Raw genomic sequence first — 22,234 nt, 5'->3', positions numbered from 1 at the left:
AGAAAAATCATCTATCAGAAGAGGTATGGAAGACGTGCGAAAAATACAACTATCATCAATTATGTTTTGGGCGATGTTGCTCTTTTATGTAGGTTTATTAATTCAATTACTATTTATGCGAGGGGATGCTGACTTCCGTAGTGTGAACTTTATCCCCTTCGCTTCGATAAACGATTATATCCAAGTCGATGACGGAATACAAACGAGGTTGGTTGATGTAAATGTTTGGGGGAATATCCTCATCTTTATCCCAGCTGGAATTTACTTTATGCTTTTGCGTAAAACGCGTTCGACCTTAGGTGTTTTTTTAACCATCATTGTGATGAGTGTTGCTGTAGAAATTATTCAGTATACATTTGCGATTGGTGCGACCGATATTGATGATGTTATATTAAATAGCTTCGGCGGATTGCTTGGCATCATTCTATTTTACCTAATTATGTTATTTGTAAAGTCCACGGAAAAAGCGAAAAAAATAGTTGCTATTACATCCACTGCAATTGGTATTCCATTGTTTATCCTTGTAATCATCCTCTTTGCTTTTAATCGTTAAAATAAAAAAGCTTGTAAAGAAACAGAAAGTTTCTTTACAAGCCAATGAAGCTAGCAGGCCCTATCGTTTAGTGCCTGTTTTTTATTATGCTTTTTGAACGTTAGCTGCTTGTGGTCCACGATTACCTTGTTCTACGTCAAATGTTACTTTTTGACCTTCGTCTAAAGTCTTGAAGCCTTCGCTTTGAATTGCAGAGAAGTGTACGAATACATCGTCGTTACCTTCACGTTCGATAAATCCAAATCCTTTATCTGCATTAAACCATTTAACTGTACCTTGTTCCATTTTGTTGCCTCCTCGTGCGTTCTCGCACATTATATTACTATCCTTGCCCAAAGCGAATCTCAAGACGAAAAGTAGTTACTCATGCTATCCTTTACACCGAACAAAAATAATTAACTTTAATAATATCATGTGATTTGATGAAATGCAAGTTTATTTAGAGATTGCTCTAAAATAAATTACAAAAAAGAGGCCACGATCTAGAGAGCCTATCCCTGACCTCTTTTTGTCTATCTATTGTAACTGATTTCCTTGTTGTGGCACGGTAGTATAGCTGTTTAACATTTGTGTCATATCCTGCTGCATTAATTGTGGAACTTGATAGTAACCGTGTTTATTTTGATAAAGAAAAATTTCATAGCTTAACTCAATAAAGTTAGGAACGGTATCTGCAATAACCCGACGTAATACAGGGTTTGTCATCTCTACAGCTGTCATTGCTAGTAGTGAAGTTAAGGATTTTGTCTGTCCTAACATATAGGCAGATAATCCTTGGTCGGACAGTTCGTTAATTGAAGCATTTGGTTTTTTTGGTTGTCCAGATTTGATTCCATAGACCGTATTGTTATCTTGAATCATTTCATATTGTCCTGTAGGTACTTGCGGGTCTTGACCTGTCTGGAAAGTCTGAACAATCGTATTGTATGTTTGGGTAACAAACGCCGATTGGCGCGTTAGGATATCCTTTAATTCCGGATCTTGAATATGCTGATCATACATTTGGTATTGATCCAGCATACTAATAATCCCTGCAATCACCTCGTGCGCATCAAATAATTCATGACCGCCATGGTTTTGCATGGGTTGATTTTGTGGCATATTGCTTGGCTGCTGTTGATTTCCAGGTTGATTCATATTTTGCATCTTACATTCCTCCTATTAATTATTCATCGCAGTTTATATTTTCCTGTTTTCTTCGTTTCATGTATAAATTGGTAAGATTTCAACCATAACCTATTCATAATCCTTCTCTGAAATGGTAACGCTAAGGTCAATACATAATGGAAGGTAGGAGGTAGCATGGGGACATGGGAGCCTGGCTGCTGGTCAGAACATGGGGAATTAAAGGTGGTATTCGTATGTTCACCATCACAAATAAGCATCCCTGATCTAAAAACGGCAGAGGATGTGCAATGGAGTGCACCAGTTCATCATGAAACGGCACAAGCAAATTTTGCTTCCTTTAAAACAGCTTTAGAAGATGCGGGAGTGGAAGTAATCGATTACTCGCAATACTTGGATTCCCAAGGGCAGCAGCTAAGTAGTCAGTTGATCAATCGGTTTTTTGTTAGAGATCTTGCCTGTGTATTTGGAAAGACGATGCTGCCTGGGGCAGCGGGAACCTTTATGAGACGGCCAGAATATGTCCAGGTCCATCAACTAATGAATACATGGTTTCCACAAGCGTTTCGTATGGAGGCAACTAATCATTTGAAAGCTCTGGAGTTTGGTGATGTATTAATTCTTAATCAAGACGTTGTTTGGATTAATGTAGGGATGCGAACAAGCTTGGAAAGTGTGGAAGAAGTAAAGGATCGTATCTTTCAAGCAGGTTTTTCTGAGATAGGTATCCTTAGCTTACCGAGGCGATCGGATACCCTGCATTTAGATATGAATTGCAATGTAGCTGGAGGAGAGCTTATGGTTGCGAAGCAGTTTGTTCGCCATTTTCCAATCCATGTATGGACAGAGCAAGGATCGCATTATGAAATGCCGAAGCAATTCTTAGAGCGCCACGGTTTCGCGGTTTACTGGTTAGAAAAATACAATACGATACCAGATATCAACTTTCTTAATTTGGACCCGGAAACGATATTAATTAGTAAACAGGCACATAAACAGATGCTGAAAAAGCATCCAAAAATGGACAAGAAAAAGATTATTGAAGTTGATGTCACTGAATTAGAGAAAGCAGGTGGCGGGATTCGTTGTATGACCCTTCCTCTCGTTCGTTTAAAGTAGGATGTGGCAGAAGAATGAATAAAGGACAGATGAAGTGGTGGCAGCTGTCATTGCTTGGTATTGGATGTACGATTGGTACAGGTTTTTTCCTTGGATCTAGCATCGCAATTCAAAGCGGAGGCAATGCGGTTTTAATTGCATTTTTATTAGCAGCTATTGGCACATATATTGTTTACGATGCATTGGCGAAGCTTTCGGTAAATGATCCTGATAAAGGATCATTCCGCTCCTATGCGAAAAAGGCGTTCGGAAGGTGGGCGGGTTTCAGTAATGGCTGGATATACTGTTTATCTGAGGTATTGATAATGGGTAGTCAGCTGATCGCATTAGGGATCTTTACACAATTTTGGTTTCCTGAGCTGCCATTATGGATGCTTGCAGCAATATATGGGGGCTTGGGCTTGCTCGTATTATTAGCAGGCATGCAAGGCTTTGAGAAGATTGAAAATGGATTCGGTATCGTGAAATTGGCTGCCATTCTAATATTTATCTTTGTTTCCATTATCCTATTAATCAGAGGATTAAATGGAAATTCGTCTGGAACAATGCCCTATCTAATGGATGGTCAGCATTTCTTTACACAAGGTATTACTGGCATCTGGCAAGCCTTATTGTATGCAGTTTATGCCTTTGGCGGTATTGAGGTAATGGGACTAGTAGTCATCGATTTGAAAGATCCCAGGACAGCACCCAAAGCAGGGAAGGTAATGCTTATCCTACTTACTGTAATTTATCTGATTTCGATAGCGCTCGTATTAGCATTAGTTCCTTGGACAATGGTGAACCCAGATGAAAGTCCATTTATTACTGCACTCGAGCTGTATCAACTCCCATTAATCATTGATCTATTTACTGGCATTTTAATTGTTGCTGGATTTTCGACCATGGTAGCTGCGCTTTATGCTGTTATAACATTAGTAACATCACTTGCGGAGGATAAGGACGCCCCAGCTATATTAGCAAAACAGGGGAAATTCAAGGTTCCGATGCCAGCTTTTTTATTTACAGCTGCTGTTCTTTTCTTTTCCATAATCATTGCTTTATTGTTACCAGAGAAGATCTTTGAATATATGACAACGGCTGCGGGTTTAATGCTTATCTATAATTGGTTGTTCATCTTGGCTGCATTTACAAAGCTTGAGAATACGTCGAGTTGGGAGAAAGGGAAAGTTTTGCTTGGGGCGCTGCTCATTGTCATTACAGTAGCTGGTACGACAATGCAGCAAACAAGCAGACTAGGGTTTTACGTAAGCCTGCTCTTTCTTGCCATTATTGGGACTGTTGCAAAAGTAAACGATAAAAGGAACCGAAGCACTATTTGAGAAAGCTGGTGAGCTTACTTTTCATGCGCATAAATGGGCAACTAGAAGGGCTGGATGTATCATCACTTAAGAAATACTGCTTCCATTCATGATTATCCGCTTTTCCATACCATTTAAGGTCAGGATGTGCTGCAATTTCATCGTAATTAGCAAGGCGCTGGCGTATTACCTTTTTCATTTTACGCCCAAAACGGGTATGGTCATTTAAATCCTCAAAAACCCACCTTGGCTGAAAAGCGATGAAAAAGGCTGGAAATTGCCTGCTTTTCCGCAAGCAATGTTCCGGTGTTGCGCAGAAAGCAAAGTAAGGCTCACCATGGAAGCAGAATTCCCATGTATGGTGCATTGGGTCTGTTGGGATGTCTGCTGGCCACTCTTGTTCATCATATGCCGTAACATGATTTAATACGGACCAGAATAATTCGCGGTAATCCGATATCGTATAATTCGCTTTTATGACAGCAGGTGTTTCAAAAAAAACAACCAATGACGTATACTTACCTGTTTCACGAGAACCATTCCCGTATTCCCTTAATGCGGTGGCAAGTTGTTTCGCTGCATCTTCTTTTCTTGGGTCACTGACAAACGTGAATCGAAGTTGATTACTTAAGAAGCCTTGTCGCGCTGGAACACATGGATACGTGTTTGTATCAGCGAGCATGGAAGAGAAGGAACGATAAACTTTCTGTTGCCATAAGGGCAATGATTCCATATGTTCATCGAGCCATGTTTTTTCTACGAGTATTCCCATGTAGCTCTCCTCCTTTTACAATAACGTATTAACGGAGAACCAAATAGGTGCATGCCTAATAAAATGAAGGAAGCTTACGTTATTCCATTAATAACAGCAAGGCCTCGTATCCAAAGTAAATTCCAAAGCCAATTAATGTTATACCAGCAATAATGGTGATCACATATAATGCACGTGACTTAAAAAATCGTCGAAAGCTAGTTGCAACACCTGCCATAAACACATCCCATAGAATAATTCCGATAAAGATTCCGCTGCTATAGATCAGAAGTTGCTGATTGCTATACATATCACTTGTTTTTGCCAGCACTGCGCCATAAATACCTAACCAAAAAACAATATTAAGCGGGTTTGAAATGGCCATCCAGAAACCGTTTCGAAAGGATTTTCCCTTTGTCGTTGCTGGAACGGCAGCATTTGCATGTAATGTTTTCTTCGCACCTGCAATACTCTCGATCCCTGTATAGACAAGGATAAAAAAGCCAAACAGCCAAAGAAAAGTTTTCATTAAAGGTGTGGTTAAGAATTGAGCAACGCCAAAGTAAATCAGCAGCATAAACAAAAGGTCACCAATCATTGCCCCCAGACCTACAAGCCATGCATGAAGAAATCCATAATGAATACCCCGATTCAATTGAGCAGCATTAATCGGGCCAACTGGAGCAGATAAGGAAAGACCTAATAAAACATAACTGAAAAAGGTATTCATGAACGGGAAAACCTCCATTTTAAAAGTGCTTGTACTAGTATATTCAAAACATCACCCTGTACAACCGGAAAACAACGGGAGGATCAATGATTTGCTTGATACGATAAAAAATGTAGATAATGAATATGTATAAAGAATGGAAAGAGATAGTGGAAGGGAGGATTGGAAATGGCAAAAGTTCGAATTGAAACAAAGTCAGGGAAGCTTCGAGGATAAGTTGAGCAAGGTACAAGAGTTTGGAAAGGGATACCTTATGCAAAGCCCCCAGTCGGAGAATTACGGTTTCGCCCCCCAGCACCGTTAAATCATTGGGAGGGGGAACTAGACGCCACTGAATATGGTCCGAGCCCGCAAAATCCAGAGGTAGCAGCATCGATTGGGGCAACCGGGGCCCCGATGTCAGAAAATTGTTTGAACTTAAATGTATGGGCACCAACGAAAGATGCCGCTAAACTTCCTGTCATGGTATGGATTCATGGGGGAGCTTTTCGAGCTGGTGCGGGTAATAGCCCCTTGTATAATGGAGCAACCTTATCTGCACAGGGAAATGTGGTTGTCGTCACCATCAATTATCGATTGGGTCCACTTGGATTTTTATATCTTGCTGGGTTGGATGAACGTTTCACGGGAAACATTGGCTTATTAGATCAGATCGCAGCACTGAAATGGGTGAAAGAGAATAGCATTACCGAAAGAGCAGGCTGCCGCAATAGCTGAAGCGTTTATACAAGAACTTGGGCTCGATATCCATCAAGTAGATCAATTAAAGGATACCGCAACCTCAGAAATCCTAGCTGCTAGTGAACGTGTTGGCCAAGGGAAAGAATGGGTATTACCGATGCCTTTCCAACCAACAATTGATGGGTATACATTACTTGAAGAACCAGTTGACGCATTTCGCAATGGGATGGGCTTGCTGCACATATTCCAATTATCATTGGTACAAATCATGATGAAGGAGCTTTCTTCTTTACACCTGAATCACCAATCGCCTCTGAAGAAGCGATGACAGCGATGATTGAAAAGGTTATTGGAAAACCAGCTGCTAAACAGGTGAGCGGCCTTTATTCACCGTCACTGGAAGGGCAATCACAATTTATGACCGATTTTGTATTCTGGAAGCCGTCTATTGAATTAGCGGAGGCTCAAGCTGATCATGCCTCCGTCTGGATGTATCGGTTTGATTGGCATATCCCTTCTCATCCACAACTTAACAAGGCAGCGCATGCACTTGAAATACCGTTTGTGTTTCAAAATTTATTCTATTTTACCCCATTTGAGGTTCAAATAGATCCTTCGATGCTAGCATTATCGCAGCAAGCATGGGTGTCGTTTGCAAAGACGGGTAATCCAAATAATACAGAAAAATTAGCATGGCCAACTTATCATTTGAACGATCGTCAAACTTTGATCTTCGATAATCCAATGAAGGTTGTTGAAGACCCATATAGGGAAAAGCGGAAGATTTTTACCATTCATTAACTTTAAGGGGAGGAAACCAACATGCAGGACAAGTTTAAAAAAGGAGTAAATAACCTGTCAGATCAGGATAAGGTTATTTGTGTTGGCGATATGATTCAATGGAAAGGCGGAAATGCTCATTATGTAAGAAGAAAAGACAATGGGCAGGTTTACTTGGAGCTATATCAAAGTTGGCATCCGGTGCCATTTCCTGGAGACCATCAGATGGCAGAAAGGGGTTGGGATAATATTCGCCACTTTAATTATGATCTAGGAAAATACACAAATCAGATCTATGCTGTTAAAGCAACAAATGAGTCACAGTTACCAGATTTTTATCGGTTATCCGTGGACGATGCACATAGGGTGGCATTAGAGAATAATTAATTAAGTTCTTCTATCGGTATTCTACGAGTCTATATGGATCATAGGGAGAAGGATATCCATTTTTATCACAACCTGCTTATGCATAGATCTACGGAATAAAGAAATACTAATGTAATCAAATCATGTAACCTTCATCAATAACCGTCTAGAAAGGACAAGATAGAGATGAAAAAGGTGACAAGTGTATTTTGGATTACATTAGGGATTACATTAGCTTTATCTATTTGGGGCTCGATAGCTCCGTCACAATTTGAGGATAGTTCGGTAACCGTCATGGATTTTATTTCGGGACATTTTGGCTGGTTTTATTTAATTATTGTCTCTTTCTTCGTGATTTTTTGTCTGTATTTAATTTTTAGTCCATACGGAAAGATTAAACTGGGGAAGCACGATGATAAACCAGAATTTAGCTATCCGACTTGGTTCGCAATGTTGTTTAGTGCAGGAATGGGGATTGGATTAGTGTTTTATGGTGTTGCCTCCCCTGTCTCACATTACATAAAAACACCTCCAGTAGCTGAACCTGGTACGGTTAAGGCGCTTGAGGATGCGCTACGTCTTACCTTTTTCCATTATGGTGTTCATGCATGGGCGATCTATGCAGTAATTGCATTGGTACTTGCTTATTTTACCTTTCGTCATGACAAGCCTGGGTTAATCAGTGCAGCATTAGAACCGTTGTTTGGAAATGCAATGGAAGGTGTCTGGGGAAAAACGGTTGATGTAATTGCGGTATTCGCTACGATTGTTGGTGTGGCAACCACGTTAGGGTTTGGTGCTGCACAAATTAATGGCGGGCTTTCTTATCTGCTTGGAATTGATAATGCGTTCTGGGTACAACTCGTAATTATTCTAGTAGTAACTGTGCTATTTATGTTGTCTACCTATACAGGGCTTAGTAAAGGGATCAAGTATTTAAGTAATACGAATTTGGTTCTAGCAGCATTGTTATTTCTGGCAGTTTTGATACTTGGACCAACCATGTACATTGTAAATTCATTTACGAATACGATTGGAACCTATATTCAAAGCTTGCCAATCGAGAGTTTTCGTATAGCGCCCAATGATTCAGATGAACAACAATGGATTATCGATTGGACGGTCTTTTTCTGGGCGTGGTGGATTGCCTGGTCTCCCTTTGTGGGTATCTTTATTGCACGGATATCCAGAGGGAGGACGATTCGTGAATTCCTATCCGGTGTGCTCATCGTACCATCGGTAGTTGGGTTCCTATGGTTTTCAGCCTTTGGGATGGCCGGGATTCAGGCGCAAAATAGCGGCGTGGATATCGCAGGCCTTCCGGATGAGCAAGCATTATTTGGAATGTTTTCCAACTTGCCGTTTAGTGTTGTACTTTCCATCTTGGCTCTCCTATTAATAAGCACTTTTTTTATTACATCAGCTGATTCTGCAACCTTTGTTCTTGGAATGCAGACGACAAATGGATCATTATCTCCATCCACCCCTGTGAAGTTCGTCTGGGGGTTTGCCCAATCGGCGATAGCTGCTGTCCTTTTATATACCGGAGGACTTCAAGCATTGCAAAATGCGTTGATATCTGCAGCTTTTCCGTTTTCCATTATCATGCTGCTGATGATTGTCTCGTTTTATAAGGCATTGAAGAAAGATAAGAAGCAACTATCCAAATAACTTCATTGTAACAGCTCCTGATGGATTAATCAGGGGCTTTATTTGTCCATTTGATGTTATACTTATGCTAAGAGAGGTGAGCCAGAGAAGATGCAACGTCTAATCTTTGAACAAGCATGGGCTAAAACAATTGATCCCAATGATCGTCGTACGATTGAACAGGTGTTTGCAGAGGCAAATGCATCGGAAACAAACCAAAGCTTTGTTCCATTACAGCAAGCACGTAATCATCGTGGCGATTTACTGATCATGGTAATAATTCAAAATTATACGAGTGAACAATGGACGCTTGATCCGATCACATTAACTTATTATGAAAACGAAAATTGCGTTGCTACGCATACGTTTTCTGATCCACGTTTGATATTAGATGCGAAATGCAGCATGCCTTGGACGTTTATTTTCCCCAAGACCGTTATCCAACAAGAACCAAACTTCATAAATGGGTATCTGAAAGCATAACAAATGATCTTTATATTGGAGGAAGGATAAGATGGAGAAACGAATACTTGTAATCAATTTAAAACCCGAACTCGTACAAATAGAAAGATTAAAGCAAATGCTGCCAAATTGGGAAGTGGTAGCAGATAATGACCCAGATCATCTCGAACATTACTTAAAGGAAGCAGAAATTATTTTGCACTGGAAAAAGGCTATTGCTCCAACCATCCTAGAAGAAAATACGAGGTTAAAATGGATCCAAACATGGAGTGCTGGTGTCAATAATCTGCCTCTGGAAGCACTGCAAGCAAGGGGGGTTTGTGTAACCAGTGCAAATGGTGTGCATGCGTACCCCATTTCCGAGACTATTTTTGCCTTAATGCTTGGCTTTACCCGAAAAATACATACCTATGTGCGCCAGCAGCAAGTGAAAACATGGCATCATGCGCATCTTAGTGGGGAAATACACAAGAAAACCATTGGCATCATAGGTGTGGGTGCAATTGGTAAGGAAACCGCCAAAATAGCCAAGGCATTTAAGATGAAAGTTCTTGGCGTACGTCATTCTGGTAATCCGGCCGACGATGTTGATCAAATGTTTCAGCCAGAACAACTGGATGAGATGCTGCCGCAATGTGATTATGTGGTTATTACCCTTCCGTTAACGACTGAGACAACCCATATGTTTGCTGCTCCTCAATTTAGGCGAATGAAGGATTCCGCGCTACTTATCAATATAGGTAGAGGTCCGATTATTCAAGAAGAAGACTTAATTGAAGCTTTGGAACAGAAGGAAATTGCTGGTGCTGGGTTAGATGTTTTTGCTACAGAACCATTACCGGAGGATAGTCCGCTTTGGGAAATGGATAATGTCATTATTACCCCGCATACAGCGGGCGCTACAGAATATTATGCCACCCGGGTCATAGAGGATATTTTTCTCCCGAACCTTGAACATTATATCCAAGGAGAAACGCCCAATAAGAATCTCGTGAATTTCGAAAAAGGGTATTAATGAACGTCGCTCCCACCTTTCGTTGAGTCCATCTAGGTGAGGGAGCGACGTTTGCTTTCATATCGATACTCCCTTTCTTAAGCATGCTTCATTAAACAGGGAGTTGATCCCCTTCATAATCAACCTCAAACCCTAAATCCTCTAACATTTGGTGATCTTTTGTTCCTTCTTGCCCTGCAGTTGTTAAATAATCTCCTATAAAAATAGAGTTTGCAGGATACAATCCAAGTGGCTGGAGACTGCGTAAGTTTACTTCACGGCCCCCAGATATACGAATTTCTTTAGTTGGGTTAATAAATCGGAATAAGCATAATACTTTCAAACAATATAACGGATTCAGCTCATTGGTTCCTTCTAATAATGTTCCTTCCATGGCATGAAGGAAGTTAACCGGAATCGAATCGGCGTCTAATAATTTCAAGGCTGTTGCCATCTGGATTACATCTTGTTTTGTCTCTTTCATTCCAACGATAACGCCAGAACAAGGGGAAATGCCTACCCGTTTTGCGTGATTAACGGTAGCCACCCTATCCTGATACGTGTGGCTTGTCGTAATATTATCATGATGGTTTTCCGATGTGTTGATATTATGATTATAACGGTCTACCCCGGCCTCCTTCAGCTGTTCAGCCTGTCCTGGCTTGAGGATACCAAGGCATGCACAAATTTTTAAATCATATTTCTCTTTAATTTCTTTGACTGCGCTTGTTACCTGATTCAACTCACGATTGGTCGGCCCACGCCCGCTAGCAACAATGCAGTAGGTGCCAGAATGAAGTTGATGTGCTTTTTCAGCACCCTGTACGATCGTATCCTTTTGCATCATCCGATATTTTTCAATCGGATTGGTAGAGTCTCTAGATTGTGCACAGTATCCGCAATTTTCAGGGCATGCTCCTGATTTTGTATTTATAATCATGTTCAACTTCACTCTGTTTCCATAATATTTTTTTCGAATACGATAGGCACTATGTAGTAATTCCAGAATACGGTCATCTGGGCATTCTAAAATCTGCATTGCTTCCCCTTCCGTAATGGTATAGCCTGCTAGTACATCTTCTGCTAACGATTGAAAATGAATCATTCTATTCCTCCTTCACGTCATCTATAACAATATATTTCTTTTTTAAGCGCTTGTATCCAATCGCATTCGTGCTGATTGATGGATGATCAAATAAATACGTGGTGCGATCATTGCTGCAACAAAAATTGTTAATAGGTCAATAGGTAAGTATGCCAGCATTATCAACCATGCATCCACATAGGTAATACTCTGATTTGCATCCATAAAATAGGCGAAAGAAAGATACATATAATTGGTTCCAATGAGGTAATTAAAGAGCAGCCCAATTATGGATGCAGCGATAAATCGTTTCATCGTTGGTTGTTGCTTATATTCGATTACTTTTCCTGTTATATAGGCGGTAAAAATAAATGAAAGAATGAACCCAAATGTTGGACTAAGAAGGGTGCTAAGACCACCTTTTAATCCTGCAAACACGGGCATGCCTGTTAGTCCAATAAGAACATAAACAACCATAGCAATAGCTCCTCGTCGACCGCCGAGCAAAGCTCCTGATAAAAAACAAAAAAATGTTTGTAAAGTAATTGGTACACCACCAATTTGCAGGAAAGGTGCCCAGGCGGTTATATTTGCACCAATGCTCATAAATGCAACAAACATGGCTATCAGGCTAAGATCAGTAACAGAAAGCTGTTTCGGCTGTCTCAAGATCATGCCCCCTTCCAGCCTTCCCCACATTTGTAATCTAACAAACTTTTAAGCGGTAAGGATTTATTTAGTAACTCAGCAACATCCTTCGCATGAAATGACGCTATCCACGGTAGTACAGCTAGAACAGGAATACCTGTTAATTCTTCAATAAATTCCGGATTCGTTTGTTCAGCGACTCCTTGATTTTTATCATCTAGTCCATTTAATATAATTCCGGCTATTTCAATTCCCAGCTGTTTTGCGTATGCAATGGTTAACCATATATGGTTTACCGTACCTAGCCCCACTCTCGCAACCAATAACAATGGCATTCCAATGGCCTTTGCTACGTGTGCAGCAGAATATTCTCTGCCGAAAGGAACGGCAAGGCCGCCAGCGCCTTCTATAATGAAAAAATCATGTGTGTGTTGAATCTTTTCCCAAGCTTGGACGAGCTTTTCAAGTGTAATCAAGCGACCTTCTCGTTTTGCTGCTACATATGGAGCTAAAGGTTCAGCAAATTGAAACGGCGTAATCTGTTCAAGTGAATTCGCATCTCCGGAGAATGCTTTTAAAATGGATGTGTCACTCATCGGATCTTCTCTTTTTTCTCCACTTAACATTGGCTTAAAAACTCCAACATCTAACCCTTGCTGCTTTAATGCACCTGCTATTCCGGCACCAACAAAGGTTTTACCAATTCCCGTATCAGTTCCAGTAATAAAAAAACCTTTTCTATTCATCTCCTACCCTCACTTTATTATTTTTTAGTAGATGCTAGTCCGACATTTATTCGATTTGTTACTATATCGATCGATTCCGTCATAATCTCTATCATTTCATGTAGTTCTTGTTTTGTACTAGCGAGTGGAGGCATGAACACGATCGTATCGCCCACTGGCCTTGTTAACATACCAAGCTTACGCATTTTTAAGGAGATAGCATAACCAACTCTTTGGTCCCAAGGGAAAGGTTTCTTAGTCGTTTTATCTTGTACGATTTCAATTCCCGTCATGAAGCCAAGCTGCCTAATATCGCCAACATGCTTTAATTTAGATAGTGTAGTGAGCTTATTCTGTATGAAAGTCGTATTTTCTTTGACATGATCAATGGTTTTTTGTTTATCGAACAGATCAATATTAGCCAGAGCGACCGCGCATCCTAATTGATTACCAGTGTAAGAATGTCCATGAAATAGCGTTTTTAATTTTGTATAATCATCGTAGAATGCGGAATATATTTCTTCTGTTGAAATGGTGGCAGCAATTGGTAAATACCCTCCTGTTATTCCTTTTCCAACCGTCATAATATCTGGATCTACATTTTCATGGTTGCAGGCAAACATTTCTCCTGTTCTACCAAAGCCAGTTGCAACTTCATCAAGAATTAGCAGAACATTATATTTTTTACATAATGCCTTTACACCGGCTAGGTACCCGGAAGGCATGAGCCGCATTCCGCCTGCCCCTTGCATCATAGACTCTACTGTAATACCCGCAATCTCTTGATGATGATGATAGAATAGATTTTCTAGTTCTAATAAACTTTCATCTTTGCAAGCATCTGGATCTCCACTTGAATGTCGATACACATAAGGGAAGGGAATGTGAAAGCTATCAAAAGTAAGTGACTGATAAATACGGTGAAAAATGTCAACGGCACCTACACTAACAGCACCAATTGTATCCCCATGATAGCCATCTTTCATCGTGACAAACTTTGTTTTTCCGTTTATCCCTTTGTTTTTCCAATATTGAAAAGCCATTTTGAGAGCTATTTCAACGGCTTCCGCACCACTATCAGAATAGAACACTCTAGTTAGGCTAGGGGGAGTTATCTCTACCAATTTCCTCGCTAATTCCGTTGCTGGTAGATTAGTCATACCCAGTAGTGTAGAATGAGCGATTTGATTCAATTGTTCACGAATGGCACGGTCTAATTCTTCCTTTCGATGGCCATGGACATTAAGCCATACGGATGAGAAACCATCATAGTATGTATTACCTTGAATATCCTTGAGCATGATCCCTTCACCACTTTTTATTATGAGTGGATTTTCATCATAATCTTTCATTTGGGTAAACGGCAGCCAGAGATGTTGTTTGCTCATCTCTACTAGTTCGTCGATGTTTGTCATTGTTAAACCTCCCTAAAAATTATTGTTAACCTAATATTATTTAGGTTAACAATAATGAAATCATATATCTATAAAGAGGTCAATAGCCTTTAAGAATGAAAGGGCCCTTTTGTTGACTTTTGGGCTTTAAAGCATCTATTTTAAGTAAGTAGAGTAATTATCACAGGAGTGAATCGAATGAAGGTATTATGGGATTTTGACGGGACGTTAATCAATACATATCCTAGTTATGCAAGGCAATTCCAACAAGTACTGCCTAATAGCGTAGATAAGCAGACGATTTATGAGCAATTAAAGATCTCTTTTTCCCATACCGTAAGTTATTTTCAAATGACAGAAGCACAAGAAAGAGAAGTTCGCAACCTTGTAGATAGGATTTCACCTGCTGAATTGCTTCCGTTTGAAGGAATAGAGCAAGTACTACGTGTTGCTGATACAAATGTGATTATGACCCATAAGGATCGGAGAAATTTACTGCGCATTTTAAAACGGCATGGGTTGGATCAATACTTTAAGGATGTGGTAACAATCGATGATGGCTTCCCACGTAAACCGGATACTGCTTCGTATGCGTATTTACATGATCGACACAACCTAGATTTAGCAGTAGGCGATCGCGCTATTGACTTAATACCAGCGAAGAAATTAGGCATACAAACATGTAGTTTCCAGAATTCTCAAGTCGATGCCGATTATCATATTGATAGCTATTTGGAGTTTTTTGAGGTTGTGAAATAACTTGTTTAAAGGAGAACGGGAGATGAGTAATCTGGTAAAGACGAATCGAATGATCTTCATAGAAGAAGTCTTCTATAACATGAACATCCTAATATTAAGACGAAGCGTGTGTAATCATCTGACCATAACCGCAAGAATAAGGACGATAAAAAGAAGAATTTTTTGTTAAACTAATGGTATCCATAAAAAGATAATCAAGGAGTGAGATAGCCATGACAGATCTTTCCTTTGATGAGATGTGGGAGTGTATTCTCGCATGTGATCGTACGTATGATGGACAATTCTTTACAGCTGTAAAAACAACGAAAATTTATTGCCGGCCTTCTTGCCGTTCACGCAAACCGAAAAAAAGCAATGTGGAATTTTATCAGGACATCGGGCAAGTGGAAGCTGCCGGATACAGACCTTGTAAAAGATGTCAGCCGGAGATAGAGCATTCCCCTCATATCATGCTTGTTCGAAGTGTTATTGCTTATTTGTTACAGCATTATAAAGAACGGTTGCAATTGCGGGACATTTCCGATCATATTGGTATCAGCTCCTATTATTTAGAACGTGTTTTTAAAGAAGAAACAGGCGAAACGCCGCGGATCTACTTAGAGAAAATTCGGATGGACAAGGCGGTGTATTTATTAAAGAGCTCTGATCTGACGAATTTAGAAATATGTAATCGTATTGGGTTTCATAGCCCGTCTAATTTCTATAAAGTGTTTCGTAAATATCACCATTGTTCTCCAACTGAATTTCGTGACGTTACGGATAAACAGCAAAGGAGAGAGGTGAAAGCATGAAGTGGGAGGATCACCATACACATGTTGAGATTGCGCTTCCAGCTGACTTCAGTTTCCAAGAATGTCTACGGTTTCTAGGCCGGTCGGACCAAGAATTGGTTTATACGATTAATGAAGGGCATTTGTATAAGCTTTTAAAAATAGACACCGCATTTATTTTATGTGATATAACCCACAAAGAAAATGTCCTTCATGTGCAGTTTTCTAATGAAGTACCAACCTTTGCTGTTAAACAAGAAGTGGTTAGCTTTATCAGTGAATGGCTTGACTTGGATAGAGATTTGACAGCATTTTATCATTTAGCTAGCCAGGATGAAATACTTCATAAATTAGTAGTTCGGTATCAAGGCTTACGCATGATTAGAATACCTGATTTATTTGAGGCGCTGACATGGGCTATCATTGGTCAACAGGTCAATTTAACGTTTGCATATAAACTGAAGAAACGCTTGACCGAAATGTATGGCGAACATAGGACATTTCGCGATAAAAGGTATTGGCTGTTTCCAGATCCAGCAAGCATTGCTGAACTTACTGTTGATGAATTAAGGGGATTACAACTCTCCCGGAGAAAAGCAGAATACATCATTTATGTTGCTGCATTAATCCGCGATGGACAATTGACTAAAGCTGAACTGGGTAAGCGAATGTATGACAGTGTAAAGAAATCACTCGTAGCTATAAGAGGAATAGGGAATTGGACTGCCGATTATGTGCTAATGAAATGCCTTGGTCGATCAGAGGCTTTTCCTATTGCGGATGTCGGGCTGCATAATGCGATAAAGGTGCAATTGGGTTTACACGAAAAACCAGCATTGAAACAAATTGAAATGATGGCAACAAAATGGGAAGGTTGGCAAGCCTATGCCACCTTTTATCTATGGAGGTCGTTATATGATGAACAAGTATAAAATAGATTATCAATCGCCTATTGGGATTATTGAAATAACCGGTACGGAGAAAGTGATTACTTCTGTTTTATTTGCGGATCGAGAGAAAGTGGAATACGGTTTTTACGAGGATTTCCCAGAGTTTATGAAGATGTGTTATCAGCAGTTTGAGGCATACTTTGCAGGGAACCTTCAATCATTTCGCTTTCCATATGAAGTAAAAGGAACAGCCTTTCAGAAGGACGTGTGGACTGCTTTAACGACAATCCCCTTTGCGCAAACAGCGAGTTACCTAGATATTGCTAAAGCGATTGATAATCATAAAGCGATTCGAGCAGTGGGAAGTGCTAATAGCAAGAATCAGATAAGTATCGCCGTCCCCTGCCATCGAATCATTGGTTCCAATGGAAAACTAACAGGCTATGCAGGTGGTTTATGGCGAAAAAAATGGCTGCTTGAGCATGAAGCGCGTATAGCGGCTGCTAATAAATAAACAGGCAGGGCAACCAAGGTCATGAAGACATCCGAATTTCTACGCGGGTAAGCTATTCTTGCTTACCCGCTTTATACTATGGTTTTGCCGGCAAAAAGCGGTAGATGAGGTATCTTTAAATCTATGAATTTATCTCTGCCTCTTGTTTAATCTACTAAACCAAATAATCGTGGCAAGAATAAGCTTATTTCTGGAATAAACGCAACGAGTAAAAGTGCTATGATTAATGGGATATAGAAAATAATTAGCTTAGGTATGATCTTTTCTATTTTTACGCCACTGACACTACTTCCAATAAATAAGACTGTTCCGATGGGAGGCGTTGTCACCCCAATTGCAAGGGCGATTGCCATAATCATTCCAAAGTGAACAGGATCGATCCCCATTTGCGTTGCTACTGGAAAAAAGATCGGTGTAAATATTAATAAAGCTGGTGCAATATCCATGAAAGTGCCAACCACTAATAAGATGAATAGCATAATTAACAATAGAATAATCGTGTTATCGGTAATGCTTAATAGACTACTCGTAATTGCCTGAGGTATACCAGCATAAGCAAGCACCCATGACATGGCTGTCGATGTTCCAATTAATAACATAATGATACCAGAATAGATAATGGTTTCTTTAAGTATTTTAGGAATATCTGCTATTTTTAACTGACGGTATAGTAAACTAAGTAATGCTGCGTATAAGACAGCAACTGCTGCTCCTTCTGTCGCTGTAAAGATTCCTCCGGCAATTCCTCCGATTACAATGATAATTAGTAATAAGCTAGGAATGGCTTGCATCATTACTTTTATGGATTCTCCACCGCTGACTGGTTTAACTACAGGGTAGTTCGCTTTCTTAGCCAAGATATATGCCACAATCATGAGTAATAAAATCATTAGAATCCCAGGTAGATAACCAGCGATAAATAAAGCGCCGATTGATGTACCACCACTTAGCAGGGAATATATAATTGGCATCCCGCTTGGTGGAATAATTAAACCTGTTGGTGCTGAGGCAATATTTACAGCTGCTGCATACGAAGGATCATAACCCGCCTTTTTTTCTTGGGGATGCATAATTCGCCCCATGGTTGCAGCTGCTGCAATGGCTGACCCAGATATGGCACCGAACAGTGTATTTCCAATAATATTCGTGTGCGCCAATGATCCTGACATTCTCCCACCAATTAATTTTGCTAAATTGATGAGTCTATCTGCAATTCCACCATTATTCATAATACTTCCAGCCAACATAAAGAAAACCAAGGCTAATAATACAGTACTATCCAAACCAGTAATGATTTGTTGAGACACGGCTAATAGGGAAGGTGCCATTGGTAACAGCATCAAAATGGACACAAAGGAAGCAATGGCGATACTTACTGCGATAGGTACACCAATAAATAAGAGTAAAAAAAACAATCCAAAAAGTATGATTGCAGTCCAAACGGTTACATCCATGTATGTTCACCCTTTTCAAACGAACCGGTACGTTCAATCTCACGACGTTCTGATATATGTATCAATTGATAGAATATGATAATGGTTCCACAGATTGGTAAGATACCATAGACCAATCCCATGGGCATGTTCAGGATAGGTGATAATTCTGCCATCGTTGCTTGGGATATGTTATATCCACCAATTACGAATACAAATAACGCAAATACAATAACGAGCATATCAATGAACCAACGTAGCCGTTTATGAGCTTGCCCGGTAATCTTATCCCTCAGAAACGTAAGTGATAAATGTTCATCCTGGCCAAATGCATAAGCTGCACCAATCAGAGCTACCCAAATCAAAGAAAATCGTAAAATCTCCTGGGTAACTATACTTGGGTCTTCTAGCACAAATCTGGTGAATACTTGCCAAATTGCGGCAACAACTAAAAATATAATTAATATACTGCCAATGGTTAGCAGTACCAAGTCTATCCAGCGTTTTACTTTCTTCAAATGAACCCCCTCCAAACCTTCTTTATTGTATAGCTTCTATTTTTTTAAGCAGTGTATCAATCGCCGGATTTTCTTTTCGACGATCCTGTAAAAGTGGTTCCACTAATTCTCGAAATGGTGCTTGATCAGGATTTGAAAACTCCACTCCCATTTCTTCTCTTGCTTGATCGATACTGGCTTCAATCATCTGATCCCATCTTTCATTATGTGTTTTTGTTGTTTCCTCACCAGCTTCTATAAGGGCCTGTTGTTCCGATTTATTTAATTTGTTCCATGATGCATTACTCATAATGAGGAAGTCTGGAATCCTTGTATGTTCATCAAAGGAGAATTGTTTTGCAACTTCGCCATGATTGGCGTCAGTTAAGGCAATGGGACTGCTCTCGGCACCATCGATAATTCCTTGCTGCAAGCTTGTATACACCTCTGTCGCTGACATTGGTGTCGGAGCAGCGCCTAACATTTCTACCATTTGTATCGCAGTAACGTTATTCATCACGCGAATTTTGAGCCCTTCAAGGTCTTCAGGAGTCTCTACCTTTGTCTCTCCGGTATAAAAACTGCGTGCTCCTGCATCATAATACGTGACTCCTCTTAATTGTACATCTTTTAGATCCTTATACATTTGTTTGACTGTATCCGTTTCCATGAATTTACGAAAATGCTCATCATTACGGAAGACATAAGGGAGGCTGAACACAGAAAATGTCTGTTCAAATTGAGATACAACACCACCATTCACTTTGGTCATATCGATGACTCCATTTTGTACAAGTTCCATTACTTTTGTCTCGCCACCTAAAACTCCTTCTGCATAGATCTTGATATTTACACTGCCATTTGTTTTCTCTTCTACTTTTTCAGCGAATTCTTCTAAGCTTTGGTATACAGGACTTGCATCATTATGGATATGGGCTAAGGTTAATGTTTTCGTTCCTGCCTCTGACGCATTGCCTTGCCCAGATGCTACCTGTTCTGCAGGGGAACAAGCGCCTAGAACAAGTAACCCTAAGAACAAAGTACTAACTACAATACGTTTACGAAAAAGAGGTTTCATGTCCTTCCTCCTTCCATTATTGTTTATAAGGAATAGAAACGGATTTATTTTTCAGATAATTATATCTTAAGCGCTTTCAAAAGCGGTGTCTTATTAATATAAGAATTATTCTCTCAATTTCAGAAATAAAGCAAATGAAAAGCTTACTACAAGGGAAACGCACTTGTTTACAAAATTATCAACATGACTTATTCTTTTACTGCACCACCAATAATTCCTGATATAAAATAACGTTGCAGAAAGAGAAACATTAAAAAAATAGGTAAGATGGATATGACGGCTCCTAGCATTAATTGCCCGTAATCAATGGAACGTTGACCAGCAATGGTTGCTAAAGCGACAGGTAGCGTATATTTTTCTTCTGAAATCAATGCGATCAATGGCCATAAGAAGTTATTCCATTGATGTGTAAATAAAAAGATTGATACCGCGGCAATAGCTGGAACCATCGTTGGCAAGCCGATTTTGATAAAAATATAGAATTCACTAGCTCCATCTATTCTCGCTGCTTCAATTAAAGAATCAGGAATAGATTGCATGTTTTGTCTCATTAAAAAAATGGCAAAAGGATAAGCAAGCTGTGGAAGGATAATAGCACTATATGTATCTAACAGCCCTAGATTAGCAAATAGTTCGAACTGCGGTATGACTAAAGCCTGATATGGCACCATCATAGATATAAGAAACATAAGGAAAATGGCTTCTTTGCCTTTAAATGTATACTTTGCAAAGGCAAAACCTGCTGCTGTGCTAATAAATCCAGCTAAAAGCGTGTAAATAACCGTGATTATTATAGAATTAATTAACGATTGCCAGATATCAACAGAGGCCAGTAGGTTTTGTAAGTTATCAATTAAGTGGGTGCCTGGTACGAAGTTGGGCGGTATTCGTAATGTTTCGCCGGAAGGATTTGTAGCGCCAACAATGGTCCAATACAAGGGACCAATGGTTACGATGACCCCAATAATTAAAAGGCTATAAAGCAAGATTTGTCTCACCATTCGCTGGTTTATCATTTTGTAACACCTGCCCACTTAAATTGTATAAAAGATAATAGTGCTATTAATATAACGATGACATAAGCAATTGCTGAACCATAACCAAAATCAAAATACTCAAAACCATTACGATAAAGATACATAGTAATAGTAGTGGTGGCATTAATTGGTCCACCATTTGTCAACGTATATGGTTCGTCAAATAGTTGTAAGGTACCAATGGTAGAAACAATGGCAGCGAATAGGATAACCGGCTTTAGCTGAGGGATCGTTATTGAAAAAAACTGTCTGATTTTATTCGCACCATCAATACTCGCTGCTTCATAAAGATTGCTTGGGATATTCTGTAATCCAGCTAATATAATAACCATATTATACCCAGTCCATCGCCAGGTAGTTACTAAAATAAGTGATACCTTTGCCCAAAAGGGATCACTTAACCAGCCGATGGCATCCATGCCAATCATGGACAATAAATAATTGACAATGCCGTAGTCCCTATTTAGTAACAGCAAGAAAATAATCGAAGCCGCAACTAAAGAGGTAACCGCTGGGGCGAAAAAAGACACACGGAAGAATCCTTTTAATTTTATGAATCCAGCGTTCAATATAGTTGCTAATACAACAGCCAAACCTAACATGATAGGGAGTTGAAAGATTAAGATAATAAACGTATTTGCTAAAGATTCATAGAATAGCCGATCTTGGAATAAGCGAATATAATTGTCCAGCCCTACAAAGACACGGCCAGCTTCTGCATTGGTTTGAAAGCTTAATAGAAAGGAATAGATGATTGGATAGACCGTAAAGATTATAAATAGAACAATAGCAGGTAATAAGAATAGATAGGGTGCCCGCTTCACAGTAATAAAACTTCTTTTTTTCTTTGCATTCATTTTAGGTTGCGGAGGAGACGGATCTTCATTGTATTG

Annotated in this window: 26 protein-coding genes and 1 pseudogene; 14 read left to right on the top strand and 13 right to left on the bottom strand. The window is 39.7% G+C overall.

The genetic code is table 11. The annotated features are described in order from the left end of the window. Positions 1-34: 34 nt before the first annotated feature. Positions 35-553, top strand: coding sequence for a VanZ family protein (locus M948_RS0121730; RefSeq protein ID WP_051170030.1), 519 nt, complete (start codon positions 35-37; stop codon positions 551-553). An 84-nt stretch (positions 554-637) separates the two neighbouring features. Here M948_RS0121730 and M948_RS29965 read toward each other — a convergent pair whose 3' ends face one another. Together M948_RS29965 and M948_RS29960 are read right to left on the bottom strand one after the other, a co-directional pair. Beyond that, positions 638-838, bottom strand: a complete 201-nt coding sequence (locus M948_RS29965; protein WP_021290139.1) for a cold-shock protein — start codon at positions 836-838, stop codon at positions 638-640. A gap of 231 nt (positions 839-1,069) precedes the next feature. Next, a complete protein-coding gene (locus M948_RS29960; protein WP_021290138.1) occupies positions 1,070-1,699 on the bottom strand; it encodes a spore coat protein in 630 nt (209 codons plus the stop codon). A 156-nt stretch (positions 1,700-1,855) separates the two neighbouring features. On the opposite strand from M948_RS29960, the gene M948_RS29955 reads away from it, so the two are divergent. Both M948_RS29955 and M948_RS29950 read left to right on the top strand, forming a co-directional pair. Then, the gene (locus M948_RS29955) at positions 1,856-2,797 is read left to right on the top strand and encodes an arginine deiminase family protein (RefSeq protein WP_021290137.1); all 942 of its coding nucleotides are present in this window, start codon (positions 1,856-1,858) and stop codon (positions 2,795-2,797) included. Between the two features lie 14 nt (positions 2,798-2,811). Then, positions 2,812-4,119, top strand: a complete 1,308-nt coding sequence (locus M948_RS29950; protein WP_021290136.1) for an amino acid permease — start codon at positions 2,812-2,814, stop codon at positions 4,117-4,119. Here M948_RS29950 and M948_RS29945 read toward each other — a convergent pair. Next, entirely contained in the window at positions 4,112-4,870 is a 759-nt protein-coding gene (locus M948_RS29945; protein ID WP_021290135.1) for a YqcI/YcgG family protein, read from the bottom strand. The genes M948_RS29950 and M948_RS29945 overlap by 8 nt on opposite strands. Before the next feature lie 79 nt (positions 4,871-4,949). Continuing rightward, the gene (locus M948_RS29940) at positions 4,950-5,579 is read right to left on the bottom strand and encodes a LysE family transporter (RefSeq protein WP_021290134.1); all 630 of its coding nucleotides are present in this window, start codon (positions 5,577-5,579) and stop codon (positions 4,950-4,952) included. Positions 5,580-5,816: 237 nt separating this feature from the next. Here M948_RS29940 and M948_RS43930 point away from each other — a divergent pair. From M948_RS43930 to M948_RS29915, 7 genes and pseudogenes are all read left to right on the top strand, one after another. Beyond that, positions 5,817-6,296 (top strand): annotated as a pseudogene (locus tag M948_RS43930) (carboxylesterase family protein); the annotation flags it as partial. 121 nt (positions 6,297-6,417) lie between these two features. Beyond that, positions 6,418-6,588: a hypothetical protein gene (locus M948_RS43925; RefSeq protein ID WP_021290131.1), complete on the top strand. Its 171-nt coding sequence runs from the start codon at positions 6,418-6,420 to the stop codon at positions 6,586-6,588. Continuing rightward, complete coding sequence (locus tag M948_RS43920) at positions 6,510-7,061, top strand: carboxylesterase family protein (RefSeq protein WP_337191357.1); 552 nt, start codon at positions 6,510-6,512, stop codon at positions 7,059-7,061. Before M948_RS43925 ends, M948_RS43920 begins: the two co-directional genes overlap by 79 nt. Before the next feature lie 21 nt (positions 7,062-7,082). Next, on the top strand, positions 7,083-7,427 hold the full coding sequence (locus tag M948_RS29930; RefSeq protein WP_021290130.1) for a hypothetical protein: 345 nt from the start codon (positions 7,083-7,085) through the stop codon (positions 7,425-7,427). 165 nt (positions 7,428-7,592) lie between these two features. After that, complete coding sequence (locus M948_RS29925) at positions 7,593-9,077, top strand: glycine betaine uptake BCCT transporter (protein WP_021290129.1); 1,485 nt, start codon at positions 7,593-7,595, stop codon at positions 9,075-9,077. 90 nt (positions 9,078-9,167) lie between these two features. After that, on the top strand, positions 9,168-9,539 hold the full coding sequence (locus tag M948_RS29920) for an SLAP domain-containing protein (RefSeq protein WP_021290128.1): 372 nt from the start codon (positions 9,168-9,170) through the stop codon (positions 9,537-9,539). Between the two features lie 31 nt (positions 9,540-9,570). Then, entirely contained in the window at positions 9,571-10,533 is a 963-nt protein-coding gene (locus tag M948_RS29915; RefSeq protein WP_021290127.1) for a D-2-hydroxyacid dehydrogenase, read from the top strand. 91 nt (positions 10,534-10,624) lie between these two features. Here M948_RS29915 and bioB read toward each other — a convergent pair whose 3' ends face one another. From bioB to bioA, 4 genes are read right to left on the bottom strand one after another with little or no spacing between them, the layout of a single operon-like run. Further along, positions 10,625-11,617 (bottom strand): biotin synthase BioB, encoded by a 993-nt coding sequence (gene bioB, locus M948_RS29910; RefSeq protein ID WP_021290126.1) that lies wholly within the window; start codon positions 11,615-11,617, stop codon positions 10,625-10,627. A 42-nt stretch (positions 11,618-11,659) separates the two neighbouring features. Beyond that, entirely contained in the window at positions 11,660-12,271 is a 612-nt protein-coding gene (locus M948_RS29905) for a biotin transporter BioY (RefSeq protein ID WP_051170027.1), read from the bottom strand. Then, on the bottom strand, positions 12,268-12,990 hold the full coding sequence (bioD, locus tag M948_RS29900) for a dethiobiotin synthase (protein WP_021290124.1): 723 nt from the start codon (positions 12,988-12,990) through the stop codon (positions 12,268-12,270). The genes M948_RS29905 and bioD overlap by 4 nt, the downstream gene beginning before the upstream one ends. Before the next feature lie 17 nt (positions 12,991-13,007). Further along, complete coding sequence (gene bioA, locus M948_RS29895; protein ID WP_021290123.1) at positions 13,008-14,384, bottom strand: adenosylmethionine--8-amino-7-oxononanoate transaminase; 1,377 nt, start codon at positions 14,382-14,384, stop codon at positions 13,008-13,010. Positions 14,385-14,561: 177 nt separating this feature from the next. On the opposite strand from bioA, the gene M948_RS29890 reads away from it, so the two are divergent. From M948_RS29890 to M948_RS29875, 4 genes are all read left to right on the top strand, one after another. Then, positions 14,562-15,122 (top strand): HAD-IA family hydrolase, encoded by a 561-nt coding sequence (locus M948_RS29890; RefSeq protein ID WP_021290122.1) that lies wholly within the window; start codon positions 14,562-14,564, stop codon positions 15,120-15,122. 212 nt (positions 15,123-15,334) lie between these two features. After that, on the top strand, positions 15,335-15,913 hold the full coding sequence (locus M948_RS29885) for a bifunctional transcriptional activator/DNA repair enzyme AdaA (protein WP_021290121.1): 579 nt from the start codon (positions 15,335-15,337) through the stop codon (positions 15,911-15,913). After that, positions 15,910-16,824 (top strand): DNA-3-methyladenine glycosylase family protein, encoded by a 915-nt coding sequence (locus M948_RS29880; protein WP_021290120.1) that lies wholly within the window; start codon positions 15,910-15,912, stop codon positions 16,822-16,824. Before M948_RS29885 ends, M948_RS29880 begins: the two co-directional genes overlap by 4 nt. Continuing rightward, positions 16,811-17,296 (top strand): methylated-DNA--[protein]-cysteine S-methyltransferase, encoded by a 486-nt coding sequence (locus M948_RS29875; RefSeq protein WP_038244724.1) that lies wholly within the window; start codon positions 16,811-16,813, stop codon positions 17,294-17,296. The genes M948_RS29880 and M948_RS29875 overlap by 14 nt, the downstream gene beginning before the upstream one ends. 146 nt (positions 17,297-17,442) lie before the next feature. Here the strand turns inward: M948_RS29875 and M948_RS29870 are convergent, their stop codons facing one another. The 5 genes from M948_RS29870 to M948_RS29850 form a co-directional block, all read right to left on the bottom strand. Next, positions 17,443-18,750 (bottom strand): TRAP transporter large permease, encoded by a 1,308-nt coding sequence (locus tag M948_RS29870; protein ID WP_021290118.1) that lies wholly within the window; start codon positions 18,748-18,750, stop codon positions 17,443-17,445. Continuing rightward, entirely contained in the window at positions 18,741-19,247 is a 507-nt protein-coding gene (locus M948_RS29865) for a TRAP transporter small permease (RefSeq protein ID WP_021290117.1), read from the bottom strand. The genes M948_RS29870 and M948_RS29865 overlap by 10 nt, the downstream gene beginning before the upstream one ends. Positions 19,248-19,269: 22 nt before the next feature. Then, positions 19,270-20,304 (bottom strand): TRAP transporter substrate-binding protein, encoded by a 1,035-nt coding sequence (locus M948_RS29860; protein ID WP_021290116.1) that lies wholly within the window; start codon positions 20,302-20,304, stop codon positions 19,270-19,272. Positions 20,305-20,492: 188 nt separating this feature from the next. Beyond that, positions 20,493-21,320: a carbohydrate ABC transporter permease gene (locus M948_RS29855; RefSeq protein WP_021290115.1), complete on the bottom strand. Its 828-nt coding sequence runs from the start codon at positions 21,318-21,320 to the stop codon at positions 20,493-20,495. Beyond that, positions 21,317-22,198: a carbohydrate ABC transporter permease gene (locus tag M948_RS29850; protein ID WP_031335258.1), complete on the bottom strand. Its 882-nt coding sequence runs from the start codon at positions 22,196-22,198 to the stop codon at positions 21,317-21,319. Before M948_RS29850 ends, M948_RS29855 begins: the two co-directional genes overlap by 4 nt. Positions 22,199-22,234 lie beyond the last annotated feature (36 nt).

The sequence above is a fragment of the Virgibacillus sp. CM-4 genome (genome assembly GCF_000445495.1).
GTDB lineage: Bacteria > Bacillota > Bacilli > Bacillales > Amphibacillaceae > Virgibacillus > Virgibacillus salexigens.
The sequence above is the reverse complement of the archived record's forward strand: the minus strand, read 5'-3'. Positions and strand labels throughout refer to the sequence as shown.